Raw genomic sequence first — 20,025 nt, forward strand, 5'->3', positions numbered from 1 at the left:
GCTTCATCAGGAGTTTACAAGGGGCACCAATCCTGGCGACAAGATCGCGCGGCCGACGGGTCTTGTCGTCCCATCCTGCTCTCCGATAAAGAAAATGTGTGAGAACAGCCGTTGACAGGTTTCCCCCACGCCTTTGAGGTTCGTTCATGCCCCGATATTTTTTCAACACCCGTATCGGCAGCGACCTGATCCTCGATCCGGAGGGTGAGGAGCTGCGCGACCCCGACCATGCCTGGCGCGCCGCGCGGACGACGATCAAGGAAATTCTTAAAACGGACGGCGAACAGCGCGCCATTCTCAACGCCGTGCTGGAGGTCACCGACGCGTCTGGCGAGATCGTCCTCGAATTTCCGTTTACCGAAGCCATCCTCGATTCGGTCGATCGGTCCTCGACGCGGCATTGATTTCGAAAATGGCCGGTCCCGCCATCGTCTGGTCGAAAGGTCGTCATGTCTGGTGTCTTTGATTTTTCCGCGAACACGCTGGCTGGCGATCCCTGCGCGTTGAATAGGTTCGAGGGCCAGGTCCTTCTGATCGTGAATACCGCGAGCGCCTGCGGATTTACCCCGCAATACAAGGACCTTGAGGAACTCTATCGGACCATGAAGCCGCGCGGATTTTCGGTGCTCGGCTTCCCCTGCAATCAGTTCGGCAAGCAGGAGCCGGGATCACCTGCGGATATCCAGCAGTTCTGCTCCACCAAGTATGACGTGACGTTTCCGATGTTCGAGAAGATCGACGTCAATGGCGATCATGCGCACCCTCTTTACAAATACCTCAAGCTTCAGAAGTCCGGATTGCTCGGCGCATCGATCAAGTGGAATTTCACGAAATTTCTGGTAGATCGGAGCGGCAACGTCGTCGGCCGCCACGCACCGACGACAAAGCCGAAAGCCCTGATCAACGAAATCGAGGCCCTGCTTTGACCGACCAGACCACGAACGACCAACTGCCCGATCGTTTGTCGACCGACCCGCGCAGCCCCTATTACGATGCAGCGATCCTTTCGCGCGATATCGGCATCCGCTTCAAGGGCGCCGAGAAGACCAACGTCGAGGAGTATTGCGTCAGTGAGGGCTGGATACGTGTCGCCGCCGGCAACGCCAGGGATCGCCATGGCAATCCGCTGACCATCAAGCTCACCGGTACGGTCGAGCCTTATTTCCGGACCGGAGGTTAGGCTCTACAGGGGGTGGCCGGCCTTGGTGCCTACTTTATGCAGGAGCAATGCCAGCAAAGGCGCTCGTAATTTTACCTTCGGAAATTGCGCAAAAAACAAACGGAGAGAGCGTTGGATGCGATCTGTTCTCGCCGGCTGCTGTAAACCCTGATTTTGGATTGAATCGAACAAAAATCATGAATGTGATCGATTATAACATTTCATCCCGTTCTGGCTTCGCCTGACAGCGGATAAAACTGCGAGCAATTGCCGTCTTCCCCCGGCCATTTCCGAAAGCCGAAACCATGCCCTTCACGATCCCGTCGTGGCTCCTGCCCATCCTGATGCTGTTCTGTTCGAACGTTTTCATGACCTTCGCCTGGTACGGACATCTGAAATTCAAGGAGAGCCCGCTTCCCCTGGTCATCATGATCAGTTGGAGCATAGCTTTGTTCGAATACTGGTTTGCGGTGCCGGCCAATCGCTGGGGCAGCGCGGTCTATTCGGCGGCTCAACTGAAGACCATTCAGGAAGTGATCACCCTCATTGTGTTCGCCGGCTTCTCGGTGATGTATCTGAAGCAGCCGCTGGGCTGGAATCATGCTCTCGGCTTTGCATTCGTAGCGCTCGGCGCATTCTTCATTTTCCACAAGTGGTCGTGAAGTGCAGGCGAACAGGCTAGAGTTTCAACTGCGTTGATCTTTGAGCATGATTTTTTCCTAAAACCGGTTTCCCCTTTTCGGGCTCATGCTCTGATCAACTGGACCCGCTGCAGTTCGGTGACCTCCGCTCGCTCGGCCGCCGCACCGTCGGCAAAGCCGCGCACACGCTGCTCGCAGCGCCAGGCGTCGTCTTCACGCGTGATCGAAAATAGATTGTAGGCGGCGGGCGGATACTGCCGGTAAGTTGTCGCGGACGCCGACGGCACGCCGATGGCCGGCACGCGTCCGTTGGGCCCTTCGAACCACATGGTGGAATGAATGTGATCGTGTCCATGCAGGATCAGATCGACGCGATGCCGTTTGATGAGCGCCAGCAGCGCGTCCGCATCGGTCAGCCGCTTGTACGACGCTTTTGAGGACAGCGGATGATGGATCAGCAGCACCCGAAAGTTCGGATCATCCGCGATCTGTGAAAAACCCTGCTCCAGCATATCGAGCTGGTTTGGTCCCAGCCAGCCGGTGGCCATGAACGGGGCGGTCGGCACCGCCGACGACACGCCGATCAGCGTCAGCGGCCCTCTGCGGCGCAGGAACGGAAACGAGAGCGGCGCGCCCGCCCGGGCGCCGTCGCCGTGCATATATTCGGCCCATTGGGCGGTCTGTTTTGTCGTCACGCGAACATAGGCGTCGTGATTGCCGGGCACGAGGGTGACGTCGGCAGGCGCGCCGACGCTCTCGAGCCATGCGCGTGCCTGGGTGAATTCGTCCGGGAGCGCAAGATTGACGAGGTCGCCGGTGATCGCGATATGGTCGGGCGATTGCGCCTTGATATCGGCGACCAGTGCGTCGGCGATGTCGCGCCGATGAATCCTGTAGCGGTAGCGTTTCCAGTTCACATAGCCGAGCATGCGCTTGCCCGCGAGTTCATACAGTCGCGGCCGAGGCAGCGGCGCCAGATGCGGATCGGACAGATGAGCGAGCGTGAATGCGGTCATCATGACACTGTTATCGAACGGACAAACGTCGTGGATTTTCTTGTCGCATGATCTTTCCGAGCGCGCTGCAAGTAGTGCAGGAATTTCAAGTCGGCGGTACTAGGCGCTGCCGATCAGGATTCCGGCGAGAAACACCAGCGCGCCGCCGACCGCGATCTGGAACGTCGCCTGCAACCATGGCGTATCCATGAAGCGGTGGCGCACCCAGGAGATGACGCCGAGTTCGACGATCACGACGGCGACCGCCAGCACGGTGGCCACGTAGAAATCCGGGATCAGGTAGGGCAGGGTGTGGCCGAGGCCGCCGACCGCCGTCATCAGTCCGCATACGCCGCCGCGGATCCACGGCGAGCCGCGGCCGCTCAATGTGCCGTCATCCGACAGTGCTTCGGCGAATCCCATGGAGATGCCGGCGCCGACGGAAGCCGCAAGACCCACCAGAAAGGTCTCGAACGGTTTGTGGGTCGCGAAGGCCGCCGCGAACAGCGGCGCCAGCGTCGAGACCGAGCCGTCCATGAGCCCGACAAGGCCCGGCTGCACATATTGCAAAACGAAGGCGCGGCGCTCGCTGTCGGACTCGCCGGCCTTGACCTTCTCCGTCAGATATTTCGCGGTGAGTTGGCCTGCCAGCGAATCGTGCCTGTCTTCCTCCTCGGCGAGGCCGATCAGCAATTCGCGGATCGATGCATCGCGCGTGGTTTCCGCAGCCTTGCGATAGAACCGCGCCGCCTCCTTCTCCATGCCCAGGACGTATTTGCGGACATCCTCAAGGCCGAGCGGCCGCGTCAGCCACAGCGGTTTGCGCTTGATGAAGCCCTTGACGTCATGGCGGCGGATCAGCGGCAGGTAGTCGCCGAATTTTTCGCGGTAGAGATCGAACAGTCTGCCGCGATGGCGAACCTCTTCTTCCGCCATGCCGGAGAGAACGGCGGCGGAGGCCGGAAACGGCTCGGCCAGCCCTTCGGCAAATCCGTGATAGATGCGGCTGTCCTCTTCCTCGTTGGAGATGGCGAGCGCCAGAATCTCGCGTTCCGTCAAATCCGCAAACTGCTTCACTGCTGCCTCGTGCCCCGGAATATTTCCAAGGTTTTGGCAAGAGGACCGCTTTGATGCAAGGATCATGGGGATACGAATTGCGGCGAATCGCTGCGGCGGAGGTGCGCGCGTCATGACTGTCGGGGGGGTGCGTCGCGGTTTGGAGCCCGTGCTGCGGCGGTTGTTTCACCTGTATTGGCGGTTTGCCCGCGGCATGACGCTGGGCGTGCGCGGTGTGGTGCTCGACGGCGACAACAGGGTGTTTCTGGTCCGGCACAGCTATGTGGCGGGCTGGCATCTGCCCGGCGGCGGTGTCGAAGTCGGCGAGGCGCTCCGCACGGCGCTGCAGCGTGAATTGATGGAGGAGGGACGAATCGAGATATCCGGCGAACCCGAGTTGCACGGCATTTTCCTTAACAGCCATGTTTCGCCGCGCGACCATGTCGCGGTCTATATCGTCAGGGACTTCCGGCAGGATCGCAAACCGGAGCCCAATCATGAGATCGTCGACTGCGGCTTTTTCGCCGCCAATGCCCTGCCGGCGGAGACCACGGTCGGCACGCGGCTGCGGATCGCTGAAGTTCTTGATCAGACGCCGCCGCCGCCCACCTGGCGACGCTGATCCCGGTCAGTCACCTGGACGGCGGCAGGCGATGGACCGCGCCCGTGGCAGGTGCTATCTCTCGCCCCTTCCATGTCCGATCTGTCCCTGACCATCCTGACCGAGACCGCCAACGACGCGCAGGCCATCGAGCGTCTGCATGAACGCACGTTCGGTCCGGGCCGCTTCGTTCTCAGCGCGTATCGGCTGCGTGAGCATGTCGATCACCTGCTTGAGTTGTCTTTTACCGCCCGCATCGGCACGCTGCTGGTCGGCTCGGTCAGGCTGTTGCCGGTCTGCATCGGCGATACGCCGGCGCTGCTGCTCGGGCCGCTGACGGTCGAGCCGCCGTTCCGCGGCCGCGGGATCGGCCACGCGCTGCTCGATCGCGCGCTGGGCGATGCAAAGGCGAAGGGACATCGGCTCGTGGTGCTGGTCGGCGACGAATCCTATTATGGCCGCGTCGGCTTCAAGGTGATTCCGAAAGGGCAGGTCGACATGCCGGGCCCGGTCGATCGGGCGCGGCTGTTGGTGTGCGAACTCGTCCCCGGCGCGTTCGAGGGCGTGTCCGGCATGATCCGGCCGGACTGGACGTTCGCGCGGGAGACGCCGACCGCAAGTTGAGGTCTACGCTCTTTTGCCGCCGGCAATCTGCCGTTTGTTGCTGCCGCCATGGCCCTGCTTGTCACGGGTATCCACGCCTTTAGCTAACTTAAGTAGAAAACGAAAAGGCGTGGATGGCCGGAATAAATCTGGCCATGAACAAGACGAACTCAATACTTCACGTTCGCAAACAGCCGCACGTTCAGCCCGGGCAGCAACACCTCGTCCTTGTTGTAGGCGACGGCGTTGCGCATCTGCTCATTCAGCAGATTATCTCCGACCAGACCGACGGTCACCTGCTGCGCTCCCCACCAATCGTTTTTGGCGAGAATGGTCGTGTAGCTGATCTCGGCGCGCAGCCGATTGTAGCCGGGGGTCGGCGTCTCCACGCCGCTGACGTCATTCTGCGCGAAGGCGTGGAGCAGGTTGATGCGCGCCAGCCAGTTGGCGTCGTGGTAGTAGATGCCGCCGCCCGCGCGCTGCGGCGGAATTCGCGGCACGTTGGAGCCGTCCGTGAAGGTCGCGCGAACAATATCGTACTGCCCTTCGATGCCGAACAGGCCGTTCCAGACGGGAAGGACGTCATATTGAAACTGGAATTCGCCGCCACGGAAAACGGCATCGGTCTGGGAATAGACGGCCTGGTTCAATTCCAGACCCGGCCCGGCTGCGCATCCCGTCTCGTCGCAGGTGTTGCCGGTCAGGCGCCGGTAGATGAAGCCGTTGAACCGCGTGTAATAGCCGGTCAGTTCAAAACGCAGCGGTCCGGCCGCGCGGCGCAATCCCGCCTCGATCGACTTCGCGGTCTCGATGCCGAGGTTTGGATTGCCGATGTCGAAGGTTTCTGTCGCATCGTGCGCGCCGCGTGAGAACAGTTCGGCCGGCTTCGGCGCGCGCTGGACGTATTGTCCGGTCAGGCTGGCCACCAGATTCCAGGGCAGGTCCTGGATCAGGCCGACGCTGGCGCTTGCCGGCGTGAAGTTCAGCGCCCGCGGCATTGCCGCGCCGATCGCGCCTGGATCAGTGGTGAGATCGAACAGTTCGGGGATGACGCTGGGAGTCGAACCGCTGAGGTTCACGTGTTCGATCCGGCCAGCGAGTTGCGCCTTGGTCGTCTCGCTGAACTTGAACTCGTTGAAGACGTAGCCGGCGAGCTTTGCGTTGCTGTTCGGATCCCACAGGCCGTTGAGCGGGCTGCCCGGATCGTCCGGACTCGGCGCGGTCAGGTCCTGATGTGACGCCTGCACGCCGATCGCGGTCGTCAGGGCGGCGAAACGCAGGTTGAACGGAGCGAGCTGGACTTCCATCCGGCCTTCCTGCTCCTTGTTGGTGAAGGTCTGGCGGACGCCGTCGCTGGACAGATCCGCCGCATCGGCAAGCCCGAGTTCGTTGTGCCTGTAGTCGGTTGCTCCGACCCAGAAGCGGATGGCATCGACTGCCGCCGCATCGGGGCGATATTCGCCTTTTGCGGTGAACTTGGTCTGGTGAGCGTCGATCCGGGTGCCGACCTCTTCGCCCTCGCGGCCCGGAATATGATACAGGCTGTTGTTCTGGGTGATCGCGGCGCCAACGAAACCGCCGTCGAACAGGTACGAGCCGCCGACCGAGCCTCCGTTTGAGTCGGTTGCGGAGTTCTTCTGCACGCCGCCGGGGATCGCATAGTCCTCGGTCCGGCGCGCGAAGGCGTCGGCGTGAATTGCGACGTTGTTGCCGCCCGCATCGAGCAGCACCGCGCCTTCGCGACCCTGGTCCACGCTGGACAACGCTCCCCGCGTTTCAAAGCTTGCGCAGCCGGAGGGCGTCGAGAATTGCGGCGCCTTGACGTCGTAGCCATAGGTCTGCGTCGTCAGCGGCAGCGCGCACGGCGTGGTTTCGGGAATGCGGTTATTGGTAGCACTGACGACGCCGCCGATCGCCGTCGAACCGTAGCGTAGCGTGGCTGGGCCGCGGATCACCTCGACCTGATTGGTCGAAAGCGGATCGATCGGCACGAAATGGTCCTCGCCGAGATCGGACGCGCCGTTGCTTCCGACGCCGTTTTCCACGATGCCGACGCGATTGACGTCGAGTCCGCGAATGATGGGGCGGCTCGATGCGCCGGGCGCGAACGACGAGCCGGTGATGCCCGGCTTGTTGTTGAGCAGGTCGCCCAGCGTCGCGGCTCCGTTGCGCCGAATTTCTTCGTTGGGGACCACGGTCACGGTGGCGAACTGATCTGTCACGACGGGCAACGTGCCCGGCAGATCGGCAGGGGGCGAGGGCGGCGTCGGCGCGGCGGCGACTTCGGGTTGCCCGGCGGTGGATGGAGGAAAGGTCCTGCCGCGGCGGACCGTGTGCGTGGGCTTGGTCCGGGAAGGCCGCGCGCGGTGCACGATCGGACTGGGGGCGTTGACCACGATCCCGGGCAGGGCGGTCTGAGCCGAGGCTTGATCGGGGATCGCCATGGCGAGGGCTGGAAGCGATACTGCGCCGAGGCGCGCGATCGCCAGGAAACGATTGGAAGAAACTGACATCTGTTTAGTCCTGACGTGGCCGACATTTGACCCGTAGCGGGCCGGCGGCCGTCGAAATCGATGGACGAGTGGTAAAACTCATCGGCAACGGCTGCGCCAACGCGCGGGCGTCGCCGAGTGATCGATGTCAGGAGGAGGGAGGCGCGCGCGGCTGTGAAACGATGTGCCGCGGCTTGATGTGGTTGAACTCGGCGTCGGTGGTCAGATAGAGGAAATGATACGCCTCGGGCAGCAGCAAGACCGGAGGCTCGGTGAACAGCACCGTACCTGCGAGCGCCATGACGGCGCAAATGGCACAGAAGTCGCTGTCCTGATGATGACCTGTCGCGGGCCCTGCGGGACTCTCGGCCGCCGCGCTGGCGGATTCGGTGACGGCGGCTTTGGTCGCAAGAGGCGTGGATGCGCCGCTCGGCTGCATCGCGACCGCAGGTGCCGCGAGCGCCGCAGTGCCGTGATGATGTCCGAACGACAGCACCAACTGGATCGCAAGCGCGAGCAGCGCAAGCCGCGATCCATGTTTGATGTTCGACCGGAACCACTTCATGCAGTGACAAGCCCCCGCCGCGGAATTTGTCCTCGGCGCGCCCAAGATGTTATAATGTAACATCGCCTCATTGGACCGCGGATGTCAACCGGAGTTTGCCGCGCCGAGCCCGGGCGACGTCATTGACCGGAAAGTGTGGGATCGCGGTCACGGTCGTCGAGCGTATCGGGGAGCGAATGCGGGTCGCGCCGCGTCAAGCCGGTTGCGCCGGGTTTAGCGCCCCTCGCGCAGCCACGTCGCGGCGAAGGCGCCGAGCAGCAGCAACAGGCCGATCAGCCCGGCGAACACCGGCAGCACGCCGACGCCGCGCACCACGCTGGCGTCGCGCATTCGCACGCCCATCCAGCCGTCGCCGCGAAACACGCTCGAGGCATGCACAGGAACGATGCGCGGGACGTCGATGCCTGAGCCGTCCGCGATCCGCCGGGCATCGCCGCCGCTGGCCTGCGCCAGCGGCTTGAGTTCGTCGGCGGTCGACGTCACCTCGGAGAATTCCTTCGGATTGACCGGGCCGACATTGACCAGCGCGTTCAGCGTGCCGTCGGTCGCCTGCCACAAACCGAGTTCGTCCGCTGTCAATGTCGCCTTCCACAGGCCGGGTTCGGAAGCATCCAGCGTCAGTTCGCGTTTCTTGCCGGAAGGCGACGTCACGACGACCGGTGTAACGCTGTCGGCCATGGTCTGGCGTTGCACGATGAGGTCCTTGCCGTTGACTTCGAGCCGCAGCGCCTCTTCGTCGAGGTCCGGCTGCTTCATCAGCCAGTGGGCGGTCCGCCGCAACAGGTCGAGATATGGACCGCCGCCCTCGTAGCCGCGCGCCCACAGCCAGATGTGATCGGAAAGCAGCAGCGCGACGCGGCCCTCGTCATAGCGCGAGAGCAACAATAGCGGCTTGCCGTCCGCGCCGGTCATCACCGGCGGCACCGAAACGTTGCGGGTATCGACCTCGCGAAAAAACCGGCTCCAGTGCGGCGGATCGTTCGCTGATCCTTCGAGCGCCCGGGTGACCGGATGGCGCTTGCCGGCATCGCTCAGCCGCGCGTGAAACGGCTTTTCGGTGACGCCGACGGGCTCGGCGGGCAGCACCGAGTCCAGCGGTGTCCGCCAGATGCTGGTGTTCGAGGCGTAATCGGGACCGGCCGAGACCAGCACCGCGCCGCCCGCGCGCACGTAGCGCGCGATGTTGTCGAAATAGGCGGTCGGCAGCACGCCCTGACGGGCGTAGCGGTCGAAGATGATCAACTGGAATTCGTTGATCTTCTGCTGGAACAGTTCGCGCGTCGGAAAGGCGATCAGCGACAGTTCGTTGATCGGCGTGCCGTCCTGCTTTTCCGGCGGACGAAGGATCGTGAAGTGGACCAGATCGACGCTGGGGTCCGACTTGAGCAGGTTGCGCCAGGTGCGTTCGCCCGAATGCGGCTCGCCCGACACCAGCAGCACGCGCAGCTTGTCGCGGACACCGTCGATCGGCACCACGGCGCGGTTGTTGATCGGCGTCAGTTCGTTCTCGAGAGGCGAGGCCTCGATCTCGACGATGTTCTGTCCGGCGTGTTTGATGTCGACATCGACATTGACGGTCTGCCCGCTCAGAACGGTGCGCTCGCTGATGACCTCGCCGTCGCGGCGCACGGTCACTTTCGCCCGCTCGCCGCTGACGCCCTGATCGTCGAGCCGGTAGGTGATGGTCTGGCTCTGGCCGACAATGCCGAAACGCGGCGCCGCCACGATCGCGACGCGGCGGTCGCGCTCATCCTTGTGGCCGGTGATCAGGGCATGAACCGGCGCCTTGAATCCGAGCGCGGCGACATTGTCCGGAATGTCGTGAACGCGGCCGTCGGTGATCAGGAACGCGCCGGCGACGCGGTCGGTCGGCACGTCGGACAGCGTGGAGGAGAGCGCCGAGAACAGCTTGGTGCCGTCGGTCTCGCCGTCCGCCTGGCCCGCATCGACGACGCGGACCTCGAGTCCCTTGATCTGCTTGAGGCGGTCGACCAGCGCCTCCCGCGCTTTCGCGGTCTGGTCGGTGCGGTCGCCGAAATTCTGGCTCGGGCTCTTGTCGACGATGACGGCGGCCACCGACGACAGCGGTTCGCGCTCCTCGCGGGTGAATGACGGATTGGCGAGCGCGAGCAGGATCAGCGCCAGCGCGGCCACGCGCACCGCAGCGCCCCGCGCGCGGGCGACCATGAGCAGCACCGCGATAACGATGATCGCGGCGAGCGCGACCCATAGCACGATAACGGGAACCAGCGGGGTGAAGGCGACGCCGTAGGTCATGCGCTATTCTTCCGTCGCGACAACCTGCACACCGCAGTTCCTGTCATTGCGAGGAGCGTAGGCGACGAAGCAATCCAGCCTGCACGCATGGCGCTGGATTGCTTCGCTTCGCTCGTAATGACGAATGAACGGCTCATGTTGGCCTCTACTGCCCCAGCCGTTCGATCAGCGCCGGCGCGTGGACCTGGTCGGCCTTGTAGTTGCCGGTCAGGGTGTACATCACGATGTTCACGCCCGCGCGGAAGGCGAATTCGCGTTGCCGCGGCTCGCCCGGCGAGAGCGGCAGCATCGGCTGGCCGTCGGGACGCATCGCCCATGCGCCCGCGAGATCGTTCGAGGTGATGATGATCGGCGAGACTCCGTCGCCGCCACGCGCCGGCCGTGACGCCGCGTCGTCGTCCTCGTCGCGCGGCAGCGCCTCCACCCAGGTCTGGCCGGTGGTGAAGCGGCCGGGAAAGTCGTGCAGCAGATAGAACGTCTTGGCCAGCACATGCTCGTGCGGCACCGGCTCGAGTTCGGGAATGTCGAGCGACGAAAGGATGGTGCGCAGTTCCTGCATCCCCGGCGTTCGCGATTCGTCGTCCTCGCCCGGCAGCGCATCGATCGCATCGCGGGTATCGAACAGAACCGTTCCGCCTTGCTTCATGTAGGCGTCGATCTTGTTGAGGGCGCTTTGCGATGGCTTCGGCGCGCCCGGCACCACCGGCCAGTAGATCAGCGGGAAGAACGCCAGTTCGTCGCGCGCCGGGTCGATGCCGACCGGATCGCCGGCTTCCAGCGCCGTGCGCTGCGCCAGAAACAAAGTAAGCCCGCTCATCCCGGCTTTGACGATGGTGTCGACGTCGGCATTGCCGGTCACGACATAGGCCAGCCGTGTCTGCGAGGTGGCCTTCATCGCGAATTCGTCCTTCGCGCTGTCGGCGCGCGCGGGCGAAGGCATCATTGCGATCGTCGGCAGCGCCAGAGCGAGCAACAGCGCGGCAGGGGCGGCGCGGCGACGCAGCAGCATGGCGAGGCCGCCGCCAAGCAGCGCCACGATGACGGCGTCGATCAGAAACAGTGCAAGCGCCGCTGACAGCAGGATGCCGCGGATGTCGTGCGGTTCGGCATTGGTGAAGCTCGCCCGGCGCGCCGTCAGTGTTGAAGTATCCAGCGGCACGATCCGGTCGGTGGCCGCCAGCGTATTGACCGCAATCGGGCCGTCGGCCGGTCCGTAGAATCCGGGAGGATGTTCGACGGTGCCACGGCCGCGGTAGTTGACCGGCAGGGGTTTGGCGGTAGCTGGCGGCGGCGTGAAAGCGCCGAAGCCGTCGAGCGTCCGCAGCGGCGCAACCGTTTCAGCCTTTGTGTCGGTGTCGGTCTTGCCGGTGTTGGCGGTATAGCCGGAAGCATCGACGATCCGCCGCAGCATCTCGACGAAGGTGCCCGACATCGGCAGGTCGGACCAGCGCATGTCGGCGCTCACGTGAAACAGTGCAAGCAGGCCTTTGCCGCGACGTTCGCCGGTCACGAGCGGCGTTCCGTCGACGAGCGAAGCCCAGCTCTTCGCCGCCAGCGCCGCATCCGGTTCGGCCAGCACCTGCCGGCTGACGGTGACGTCGTTTGGCACCGCAAGGCCCGCGAACGGCCCGTCCGCGGCGAAGGCGGCGAGATGTTGCGGCTTTTCCCACGTCATGCTGCCGCCGAGGCTGCGGCCGCCGTGGCGCAATTTCACCGGCACCAGATCGTCGTCGGCCTGCGCCAGGCGCGGCCCCGCGAACCGCACCATCACGCCGCCGCGGTCGAGCCAGGCGTCGATGCGCTGGCGCAGCTCCGGCGATAATGCGCCGACGTCGGCCATCACGATCATCGGCAGCTTCTGATCCAGAAACTGGGTGACGACCTGCTGCGGCGCGCCCTTGTCGCCGAGCCGCACATCGGCGAACGGCGCCAGCGCGCGCGTCAGATAGAACGTCGAGGCGAGCAGCGGCTGCGCCGTATCCGCGCTCGATCCGCTGACCACGCCGATGGCGCGGCGGCGCCAGCGCTTGTCGAGCAACTGCACCGCGCCCGAGGAGCGTTCGCCCGCGATTTCCAGCCGCGCGATGTCGTTGCGCAATTCCAGCGGCAGGTCGAACGCGGCTTCGGTTTCGCGATCCTGCGGCGGAAACGCGAAGCGCGTCTCACCGATCGGCGAGCCCTTCTGGTCGAGCGCCCGGACCACCCCGGCTTGCGGACCGTTCGCGGTGCCCCGCAACACCTTCACTGTCATTCTGGCGGCGGCATTTTCGGCTGCGGTCAGCGCATGCGCCGGCGGCGCGCCGCCCTCGATGATGGTCAGGGAACGCTCGCCGATCACCTTGCCAAGGCCGTCGACGAAGTCCGCCCCGCGTCCGCTGTCGATGCCGTCGGACAGCCACACGATGTTGCTGTCGCCGGTTGCCTTCAGGAAGCGCTCGAGCGCCGGCAGCGTCTCGACGCGCTCGACGGCGAAGGGTTTCGGTGCGAGCTGGCGCAGCGCCACGCGCGCAGTGCCGGCCGGCATCAGCGTGATGTCATGCGCCGGCTCCGACAAGGGAACGATGGCGACGCCGCGCTGATCGCGGTCGGCCTCCGTGATCAGTTCGTCCGCGGCCCGGATCCGCGTTTCCCAACTCGATGCGGCGCTCCAGCCGTCGTCGAGCAGGATCGTCAAGGGCGCGCTCGAGCGCGCCGCGCCCGCTTTGGGATTCCACACCGGTCCGGCGGCTGCGAAGATCACCAGCGCCGCCGCCGCAAGCCGCAAGGCCGTCAGCCACCACGGCGTGCGCGAGGGTGTCTCTTCCTTCGCGGCGATATCGAACAAGAGCCGCGTCGGCGGAAAATCGATCCGTCGCGGTCGTGGCGGCATCACCCGCAACAGCCACCACAGCAGCGGCAGGCTGAGCAGGCCGAGCAGCATCAGCGGCTGCAGGAACGACAGTGGAAGCGCCGACATCATGCCATGTGCCCCGCTTTGACGGAGCCCGCCGTGCCGCTCTTGCCCGCGGTCATGCCGGCATGAAGGAACAGCAGCAATTCGGCGGCGGAGCGGTCGGTTCTCTGGGTCGAGAACAGCCAGCCGAGCGCGTCGGTTTCCTCGCGGATCTGGTCGCGATGCAGCGCGACGCGCGCGACGTAGTCGCGAGACCATCGTTCGGCGCGGCCCGCGGTGATGACGCGCCCGTCTTCGGGTTCGACGAACTCGACGCGTCCCGAATAGGGGAACGTCTCCTCGGCGGGATCGACCACCTGCAGCAGCGTGCCATGCGCGCCGGAGGCCGACAGCCCGGCGAGCATGGTCTTGATATCGGCGATCGGCGACCAGAAGTCGGACAGCACCACGATCTCTGATCGCGCCGGCGGCACGAACGATGGCGGCAGGCTGGCGCGCGCGAGGTCGTCGTGCAGCATCGCCTGCGCCATCCTGTCGATGACGTTGCGGCTGGCGGTGGGATTCAGCAGGCCGGGAACGCCGACACGCTCGCCACCGGCCACCAGCAACTCCGCGAGTGCAAAGGTCACGATCAGGGCGCGTTCGAGCTTGCTGTCGCGCGCATCTCGGGAGGCAAAGGCCATCGAGGCCGAGCGGTCGGGCCAGAGCCAGACCGTATGCGCGGCCTCCCATTCGCGCTCGCGGACGTAGAGATGATCGTCGCGCGCGGAGCGTCGCCAGTCGACATTCTGCGACGGTTCGCCGGACATGAAGCGGCGATACTGCCAGAAGTTTTCGCCCGAACCCGCGCGGCGGCGGCCGTGCAGCCCATGGATCACGTTGGCGGCGATGCGACGGGCTTCCAGCACGAGACGCGGCAGCGACGCCGCCAGCGCGCGGCTTTCACCGTCGGCACGTCTGACTGCTTCGATTTCCTGCCTGACATGCTCGGCGGCTGCGACCATCAACCGATCCGCGTTTTCAGTTGTCCGATCACGTCGGAAATGGTGCGGCCCTCGGCGCGGGCCGAGAACGTCAGCGCCATGCGATGTTTCAGCACCGGCTCGGCGAGGTCGAGCACGTCGTCGATCGAGGGCGCAAGACGCCCGTCGAGCAGCGCGCGGGCGCGCACCGCCAGCATCAGCGATTGGCTGGCGCGCGGGCCCGGTCCCCATGCGATCAGTTTTCCGACGTCGCCGCTTTCCGGTCCGGGGCGCGCCGAGCGCACCAGCGACAGGATGGCCTCGACCACGCTGTCGCCGACCGGCAGCCGTCGCACCAGCCGCTGCGCGGCTAGCACGACATCGGCGTTCATCGCGGCCTTCGCCAGGGTTTCCTCGGCGCCGGTGGTCTCGAACAGGATGCGCCGTTCCGCGTCGCGATCGGGGTAGTCGACATCGATCTCCATCAGGAAACGGTCGAGCTGCGCTTCCGGCAGCGGATAGGTGCCTTCCTGCTCCAGCGGATTTTGCGTCGCCAGCACGTGAAAGGGTTTCGGCAAGTCGTGACGCGCGCCGGCAACGGTGATGTGCTGCTCCTGCATCGCCTGCAAGAGCGCAGATTGCGTGCGCGGGCTGGCGCGGTTGATTTCATCCGCCATCAGGAGCTGTGCGAATACCGGTCCGGCGATGAAGCGGAACGAGCGCTTGCCGGCGCTGCTTTCGTCCAGCACCTCGGCGCCGAGGATGTCCGACGGCATCAGGTCCGGCGTGAACTGAACCCGCTTGGCGTCGAGCCCGAGCGTGACGCCGAGCGTCTCCACGAGCTTGGTCTTGGCAAGGCCGGGGACGCCGATCAGGAGCGCGTGTCCACCGGACAGGATGGTTACCAACGTGTTTTCGACCACCCGGTGCTGACCGAAGATCACGGTGGAAATCGCGTCGCGCGCCGCACGGATCTGCTCCGCGACCTGCTCGGCCGAGCGGACGATCACGTCTTCCAGCTTCTCGACGCCCTTGTCAGCTTCCACAGCCATCCGTCACTCCTTGCGCGAGGCCGCGCCGTTTGCGTCGTCATGTCGTCAAACATATGCGAGCGCCGTGTATTCCTGGAATTAAACTCTTGCCACAATACCGGATATTCGAGCCATCGGATCACGAATTGGCGGGTATCTTGCCGGTTCCGGCATTGAACCGCAGTTCGTGCCCGGATTTTTCGAAGTTGGCCGCGTGCGCTGCGAATACGGCTTGGCGAAGGTCAAATCCACTCCACTGGCAACTCTGGTATGGTTTGGGTTCAGAACGTCGCTTGCCCGTCGGGCATGATGAAACGAATTTCTGAACCGCCAAACGAGTGGGCCTGCGTCTCTCGTTGTGCCAGAACAGGGCGACCAAGGTCGGGGTAAACCATGGCGAAGCAAGGGCGGTCCGATAGCCGGACGCTGGACGGGTTGGCGACCGCGGCGCGTGATGCCGCGGGCCCGACCGGCAAGGGGTTGCCCCCGGTGCATCTGTGGAATCCGCCGTTTTGCGGCGATCTGGACCTGCGAATCGCCGGCGACGGCACCTGGTTTTACATGAAAACGCCGATCGGCCGGCCGGCGCTGGTGCGGCTGTTCTCCACGATCCTGAAGCGGGAGGATGACAAACACTTTCTGGTGACGCCGGTGGAAAAGGTCGGCATCCGCGTCGACGACGCGCCGTTTATCGCCGTCGAGATGATTCAGGAGGGGGGCGAAAACGGTCGCCTGCTGCGGTTCCGGACCAACGTCGGCGACTGGGTGCCATGCGATTCCGGGCATCGGTTGCGCTTCGAGCCCTCGGAGAAGGGCGGATTGAAGCCCTATCTTCACGTTCGGGCGGACCTCTGGGCGAAGGTGACGCGGGCGTTGTATTACGATCTTGTTGACATGGGTGCGCAACGAATGATCGATGGACGGATGATGTTCGGTATCGAATCGGGTGGAGAGTTCTTTGCGATGGCGGATGCGGAGCAGGTGAGGGACGCAGGTTGAACGTGCCGGTGGAGGAGACGGGCCCCGCGACCGATGACGGCTCCGGCGATTTTTTCAACCGCGCGCGGGCGCGGTTGCGCTTCGACATCCCCCCCGGGCTGACCGACGCCGGCATTGCCCCCTCGACCGGTGATCAGGGCCGCGATTTCATGCTCCAGGAAATCGCCCGGGACGAGCCGATGCGGGCTGCGGCGGTGCTGATCCCGGTGGTGGCGCGCGAGGAGCCGACCGTGTTGCTGACGCGCCGCGCCGCCCATCTCAGCGATCACGCCAACGAGATTGCGTTTCCCGGCGGTAAGATCGACGCCGCCGATGCCTCTCCGGTCGATGCCGCGCTGCGAGAGGCGTGGGAAGAGGTCGGCCTTCCCCGCGACTTCGTCGAACCGATCGGCTATCTTGACCTCTACGGCACGAGCGTCGGCTTTCGAATCCTGCCCACGGTGGCGCAGGTGAAGCCTGGATTTGACCTTCGCCTCAATGCGGGCGAAGTGGAGGAGGCGTTCGAAGTGCCGTTGTCGTTTCTGATGAACCCGGACAATCACAAACAGGGCTGGAAGCTATCCCGCGGCAGAATGCGCTCGTTCTACGAGATGCCGTTCGAGGAGCGTTACATCTGGGGCGCTACCGCCGGTATCCTGCGCGTGCTGTATGAGCGAGTCTATCTCAAATGATACGTCCGGTTCTTATGGAGATCGGAATCTTCCTGGTTCCGTTCGCGATCTATGCTGCGTATCTGATCGCTAATCGTGTGGACTTCATGATCGCCGCGTCGTGGCCGGCGCACATCGTCTTGAGGCTCTCGCTTGCCGCGCTGGTCCTGGTCGTCGTCAGTTTCATCCTGCTGGCGCATTTCTCGGGCGCGCCGCCGGATTCGACCTACATTCCGGCGCATATGGAGAACGGCAGGCTCGTACCCGGAGCCGAGAGGTGAACACGGTCCGCTCGCTGCGTGAAGCGGGCTGGCTGAAATCAGGTCCCGCGGCGCGCGTTCTTGCGCTGCTCAATGAAAAAGGCGAGGAGGGGCGCGTCGTCGGCGGAGCGGTGCGCAACGCCTTGATGGGACTGCTGGTCGGCGAGATCGACTTCGCGACCACGGCGCCGCCCGAAGAGGTGATCCGCCGCGCCGCCGCCGCCCGCATCAAGAGCATTCCGACCGGGATCGAGCATGGCACCGTCACGCTGGTCGTCGAGGGCCGGCCGTTCGAGGTCACGACGCTGCGGGAGGACGTCGAGACCTTCGGCCGCAAGGCCAGGGTCGCGTTCGGCCGCGACTGGGCGCGCGATGCCGAACGTCGCGATTTCACCATCAACGGCCTGTCAGTCGACAGCGATGGGGCGGTGCACGACCATGTCGGCGGGCTCGACGACATCGCGGCGAGGCGGGTGCGCTTCATCGGCGATCCGGACCGGCGCATCGCCGAGGATTATCTGCGTATTCTGCGATTCTTCCGCATCCATGCCGCCTATGGCGCAGGCGAGCCTGACCGGGCCGGCTATCTCGCCTGCATCCGCGGCCGCGCCGGACTTGCCACGTTGTCGGCCGAACGGCTGCGGGCGGAAATGCTGAAGCTGCTGGTCGCGGAGGGTGCCGTGGAGGCGCTGATCGCGATGGAGGATGGTGGCTTGCTGCTGGCTATCCTCGGCGGTGTCGCCTATCGCGGGCCGCTCACGGCGATGATCGCCGCCGAGCATGCGCTGGAACTCCCGCCGGATCCGGTCCGTCGGCTCGCTGCGCTTGCGGTGTCGGTCACCGAAGATGCCCGGCGGATCGCGCAGCGGCTGCGGCTCTCCAATGTGGAAGCAAAGCAATTGGATTCGATGGGCCATCGCTGGTGGCGGCTCGGCAGCATGGACGAGGCGACCGCGCGGCGGCGAATCTACCGGCTCGGCGCGCCGCGCTTCCGCGACCGGCTGATGCAGGCCTGGGCACGGGCCGGTCTCGGAGCCGATCCCGCGCCGTGGCGAAATGTCGCAACCTTACCGCAGCGCTGGCAGCCGCCCGCGTTTCCATTGAAGGCGGAGGATTTCATCGCCCGCGGAATAGCGGCGGGGCCGGCGCTGGGCCATGTCCTGACGATCGCGGAAGATGCCTGGCTGGCTGCGGATTTCCCGCTCGATTCCGCGGAGCTTTCGGCGATTGCGGATCAGACCGTCGCGCGGTTCACGCGCGATCACCGGCTGTGAGTGCGGTCTCGAGATAGCTCGTCAAGGCCACTTCACCTCGGGCGGCATCGAGGACAGGATCGACTCGACGTTGCCGCCGGTCTTCAGCCCGAAAATGGTGCCGCGGTCGTAGAGCAGATTGAATTCGGCGTATCTTCCGCGCCGGATCAACTGCTCCTCGCGGTCGGCCGCGGTCCATGACGTGTTGAAGTTGCGGCGTACGAGTTCAGGGTAGACCTTGAGCAGCGCGCGTCCGACGTCCTGCGTGAAGGCAAGGTCGGCATCCCAGTCGCCGCTGTCGTGCCAGTCGTAGAAAATGCCGCCGATGCCGCGCGCTTCCTTGCGGTGCGGCAGGTAGAAATACTCGTCGCACCAGGTTTTATATTTGTCATAGTCGGCAACCGCATGGGCATCGCATGCCGCCTTCATCGCCGCGTGGAATGCGACGCTGTCGGCATCCGCCTGCGTGCGCCGCCGCACAAGCACGGGCGTCAGGTCGCCGCCGCCGCCGAACCAGGCCTTCGTCGTCACCACGAAGCGCGTATTCATGTGAACAGCGGGGATATGTGGATTGCGCATATGCGCAATCAGGGAGATGCCGGAGGCCCAGAATTTGGGATCTGCCTCGGCCCCCGGAATCTGCGCGCGAAACTCCGGCGCGAACTCGCCATACACGGTCGAACAATGCACCCCGACTTTCTCGAACAGCCGTCCGTGCATCATCGACATGACGCCGCCCCCGCCTGGTTGGCCGGTGTGGTCGGTGCGTTCCCACGGCGTGCGCACGAAGCGGCCGGCCTCGCCGGGATAGAGCTGCGCCGGCGCGTCGTCCTCCAGCTTTTCGAAGGCCGCGCAGATATCGTCGCGCAACTGCTCGAACCAGGATCGAGCGCGGGTCTTGCGGCTCTCGGCCAGGGAGGCGTCCATTGCAAATTCCTTAACAGACTCTGTCATTGCGAGGAACTCAGGGCGACGCGGAGCGTCGTCCCGACAGCCATGAAGCAATCCAATATTGTTCGCGCTTGCCGAAGGCAAACCCAAGGTGCCCGCAGTGACAAGCGGGGGTTCAATTTCCAGGCCCGAAATAAGTGCAGCTTTCGCCGCAACTGTCGCGATGCACGCTGATGCGCGTCACTTGTCCTGCGTGCTGGACATGGTCCCAGATGAAGCGCGCCAGATTTTCCAGCGTCGGCGGGCCTAGCCCCGCGACGTCGTTGAGAAACCGGTGATCGAGCTTGCTCCGGACCTCGTCCATGCCGCGTGCGAGCAGGCCGAGGTCGAGCACCATGCCGGTGGCGGGTTCGGGCGTGCCGCGGACGCTTACCTCGGCGCGGAAGGAATGGCCGTGGATTTCCATGCTCGCATTTCCCAACGTCGTTCCAGGCAGCGCATGCGCAGCCTCGAAACGGAACGATTTCGTCAACTCCCACATTCGTCAAACCTGCTCCTGATACCCCGGACGTAATGCGGCATCTTCGATGCCGCTTCGCAGAACCGGGACCGTTCCAAGCGCTCCCTTCATAACAGCCCCGGATCAGCAGGGCGTCACGGTGCTGCAGACAGCGTGGTCCGGGGCACGGATTGAGTC

21 protein-coding genes are annotated in these 20,025 nt (G+C 64.6%); 11 read left to right on the plus strand and 10 right to left on the minus strand.

From position 1 onward, the window contains the following. Nucleotides 1-146 precede the first annotated feature (146 nt). The 5 genes from ACS3WA_RS10850 to ACS3WA_RS10870 are packed head-to-tail and all read left to right on the plus strand — an operon-like array spanning nt 147 to nt 1,821. Nucleotides 147-404 (plus strand): DUF6894 family protein, encoded by a 258-nt coding sequence (locus ACS3WA_RS10850; protein ID WP_438278538.1) that lies wholly within the window; start codon nt 147-149, stop codon nt 402-404. 45 nt (nt 405-449) lie between these two features. Next, nucleotides 450-926 (plus strand): glutathione peroxidase, encoded by a 477-nt coding sequence (locus tag ACS3WA_RS10855; protein ID WP_438278539.1) that lies wholly within the window; start codon nt 450-452, stop codon nt 924-926. Next, complete coding sequence (locus tag ACS3WA_RS10860) at nt 923-1,180, plus strand: DUF3297 family protein (protein WP_438278540.1); 258 nt, start codon at nt 923-925, stop codon at nt 1,178-1,180. The genes ACS3WA_RS10855 and ACS3WA_RS10860 overlap by 4 nt, the downstream gene beginning before the upstream one ends. A 47-nt stretch (nt 1,181-1,227) precedes the next feature. Beyond that, nucleotides 1,228-1,404, plus strand: coding sequence for a hypothetical protein (locus ACS3WA_RS10865; protein ID WP_438278541.1), 177 nt, complete (start codon nt 1,228-1,230; stop codon nt 1,402-1,404). A 60-nt stretch (nt 1,405-1,464) separates the two neighbouring features. Then, nucleotides 1,465-1,821, plus strand: coding sequence for a DMT family protein (locus tag ACS3WA_RS10870; RefSeq protein WP_412771893.1), 357 nt, complete (start codon nt 1,465-1,467; stop codon nt 1,819-1,821). A gap of 83 nt (nt 1,822-1,904) precedes the next feature. Here ACS3WA_RS10870 and ACS3WA_RS10875 read toward each other — a convergent pair whose 3' ends face one another. Beyond that, complete coding sequence (locus ACS3WA_RS10875; RefSeq protein WP_438278542.1) at nt 1,905-2,816, minus strand: metallophosphoesterase family protein; 912 nt, start codon at nt 2,814-2,816, stop codon at nt 1,905-1,907. Nucleotides 2,817-2,915: 99 nt separating this feature from the next. Next, entirely contained in the window at nt 2,916-3,872 is a 957-nt protein-coding gene (gene mbfA, locus ACS3WA_RS10880) for an iron exporter MbfA (protein ID WP_438278543.1), read from the minus strand. A gap of 112 nt (nt 3,873-3,984) precedes the next feature. Here mbfA and ACS3WA_RS10885 point away from each other — a divergent pair, with 112 nt between their 5' ends. Both ACS3WA_RS10885 and ACS3WA_RS10890 read left to right on the plus strand, forming a co-directional pair. Next, nucleotides 3,985-4,473 (plus strand): NUDIX domain-containing protein, encoded by a 489-nt coding sequence (locus tag ACS3WA_RS10885; RefSeq protein ID WP_438278544.1) that lies wholly within the window; start codon nt 3,985-3,987, stop codon nt 4,471-4,473. Between the two features lie 72 nt (nt 4,474-4,545). Continuing rightward, a complete protein-coding gene (locus tag ACS3WA_RS10890; RefSeq protein WP_438278545.1) occupies nt 4,546-5,076 on the plus strand; it encodes a GNAT family N-acetyltransferase in 531 nt (176 codons plus the stop codon). 149 nt (nt 5,077-5,225) lie between these two features. Here ACS3WA_RS10890 and ACS3WA_RS10895 read toward each other — a convergent pair whose 3' ends face one another. From ACS3WA_RS10895 to ACS3WA_RS10920, 6 genes are all read right to left on the minus strand, one after another. After that, nucleotides 5,226-7,568: a TonB-dependent receptor gene (locus ACS3WA_RS10895; RefSeq protein ID WP_438278546.1), complete on the minus strand. Its 2,343-nt coding sequence runs from the start codon at nt 7,566-7,568 to the stop codon at nt 5,226-5,228. 127 nt (nt 7,569-7,695) lie between these two features. Then, the gene (locus ACS3WA_RS10900) at nt 7,696-8,112 is read right to left on the minus strand and encodes a DUF2946 family protein (RefSeq protein ID WP_438278547.1); all 417 of its coding nucleotides are present in this window, start codon (nt 8,110-8,112) and stop codon (nt 7,696-7,698) included. A 213-nt stretch (nt 8,113-8,325) separates the two neighbouring features. After that, a complete protein-coding gene (locus ACS3WA_RS10905; protein ID WP_438278548.1) occupies nt 8,326-10,389 on the minus strand; it encodes a hypothetical protein in 2,064 nt (687 codons plus the stop codon). Between the two features lie 145 nt (nt 10,390-10,534). Then, a complete protein-coding gene (locus ACS3WA_RS10910; RefSeq protein ID WP_438278694.1) occupies nt 10,535-13,345 on the minus strand; it encodes a DUF4159 domain-containing protein in 2,811 nt (936 codons plus the stop codon). After that, nucleotides 13,345-14,286, minus strand: coding sequence for a DUF58 domain-containing protein (locus ACS3WA_RS10915; protein WP_438278549.1), 942 nt, complete (start codon nt 14,284-14,286; stop codon nt 13,345-13,347). The genes ACS3WA_RS10910 and ACS3WA_RS10915 overlap by 1 nt, the downstream gene beginning before the upstream one ends. Continuing rightward, a complete protein-coding gene (locus tag ACS3WA_RS10920; protein WP_438278550.1) occupies nt 14,286-15,296 on the minus strand; it encodes an AAA family ATPase in 1,011 nt (336 codons plus the stop codon). The genes ACS3WA_RS10915 and ACS3WA_RS10920 overlap by 1 nt, the downstream gene beginning before the upstream one ends. Nucleotides 15,297-15,668: 372 nt before the next feature. On the opposite strand from ACS3WA_RS10920, the gene ACS3WA_RS10925 reads away from it, so the two are divergent. Genes ACS3WA_RS10925 through ACS3WA_RS10940 form a run of 4 tightly spaced genes read left to right on the plus strand, consistent with a single transcriptional unit; the run spans nt 15,669 to nt 18,458 of the window. Next, nucleotides 15,669-16,274: a DUF1285 domain-containing protein gene (locus ACS3WA_RS10925; protein ID WP_438278551.1), complete on the plus strand. Its 606-nt coding sequence runs from the start codon at nt 15,669-15,671 to the stop codon at nt 16,272-16,274. Next, the gene (locus tag ACS3WA_RS10930) at nt 16,271-16,945 is read left to right on the plus strand and encodes a CoA pyrophosphatase (RefSeq protein ID WP_438278552.1); all 675 of its coding nucleotides are present in this window, start codon (nt 16,271-16,273) and stop codon (nt 16,943-16,945) included. Before ACS3WA_RS10925 ends, ACS3WA_RS10930 begins: the two co-directional genes overlap by 4 nt. Then, nucleotides 16,942-17,205 (plus strand): DUF6111 family protein, encoded by a 264-nt coding sequence (locus tag ACS3WA_RS10935; RefSeq protein ID WP_412771904.1) that lies wholly within the window; start codon nt 16,942-16,944, stop codon nt 17,203-17,205. Before ACS3WA_RS10930 ends, ACS3WA_RS10935 begins: the two co-directional genes overlap by 4 nt. Continuing rightward, the gene (locus ACS3WA_RS10940) at nt 17,202-18,458 is read left to right on the plus strand and encodes a CCA tRNA nucleotidyltransferase (protein WP_438278553.1); all 1,257 of its coding nucleotides are present in this window, start codon (nt 17,202-17,204) and stop codon (nt 18,456-18,458) included. The genes ACS3WA_RS10935 and ACS3WA_RS10940 overlap by 4 nt, the downstream gene beginning before the upstream one ends. Nucleotides 18,459-18,479: 21 nt before the next feature. Here the strand turns inward: ACS3WA_RS10940 and hemF are convergent, their stop codons facing one another. Continuing rightward, complete coding sequence (gene hemF, locus ACS3WA_RS10945) at nt 18,480-19,364, minus strand: oxygen-dependent coproporphyrinogen oxidase (protein WP_438278554.1); 885 nt, start codon at nt 19,362-19,364, stop codon at nt 18,480-18,482. 139 nt (nt 19,365-19,503) lie between these two features. Next, nucleotides 19,504-19,869, minus strand: a complete 366-nt coding sequence (locus ACS3WA_RS10950; protein ID WP_438278555.1) for a 6-pyruvoyl trahydropterin synthase family protein — start codon at nt 19,867-19,869, stop codon at nt 19,504-19,506. Nucleotides 19,870-20,025: the final 156 nt, after the last annotated feature.

Origin of the sequence: Nitrobacter sp., from assembly GCF_051535235.1 — a bacterium.
Taxonomy (GTDB): Bacteria; Pseudomonadota; Alphaproteobacteria; order Rhizobiales; family Xanthobacteraceae; genus Nitrobacter.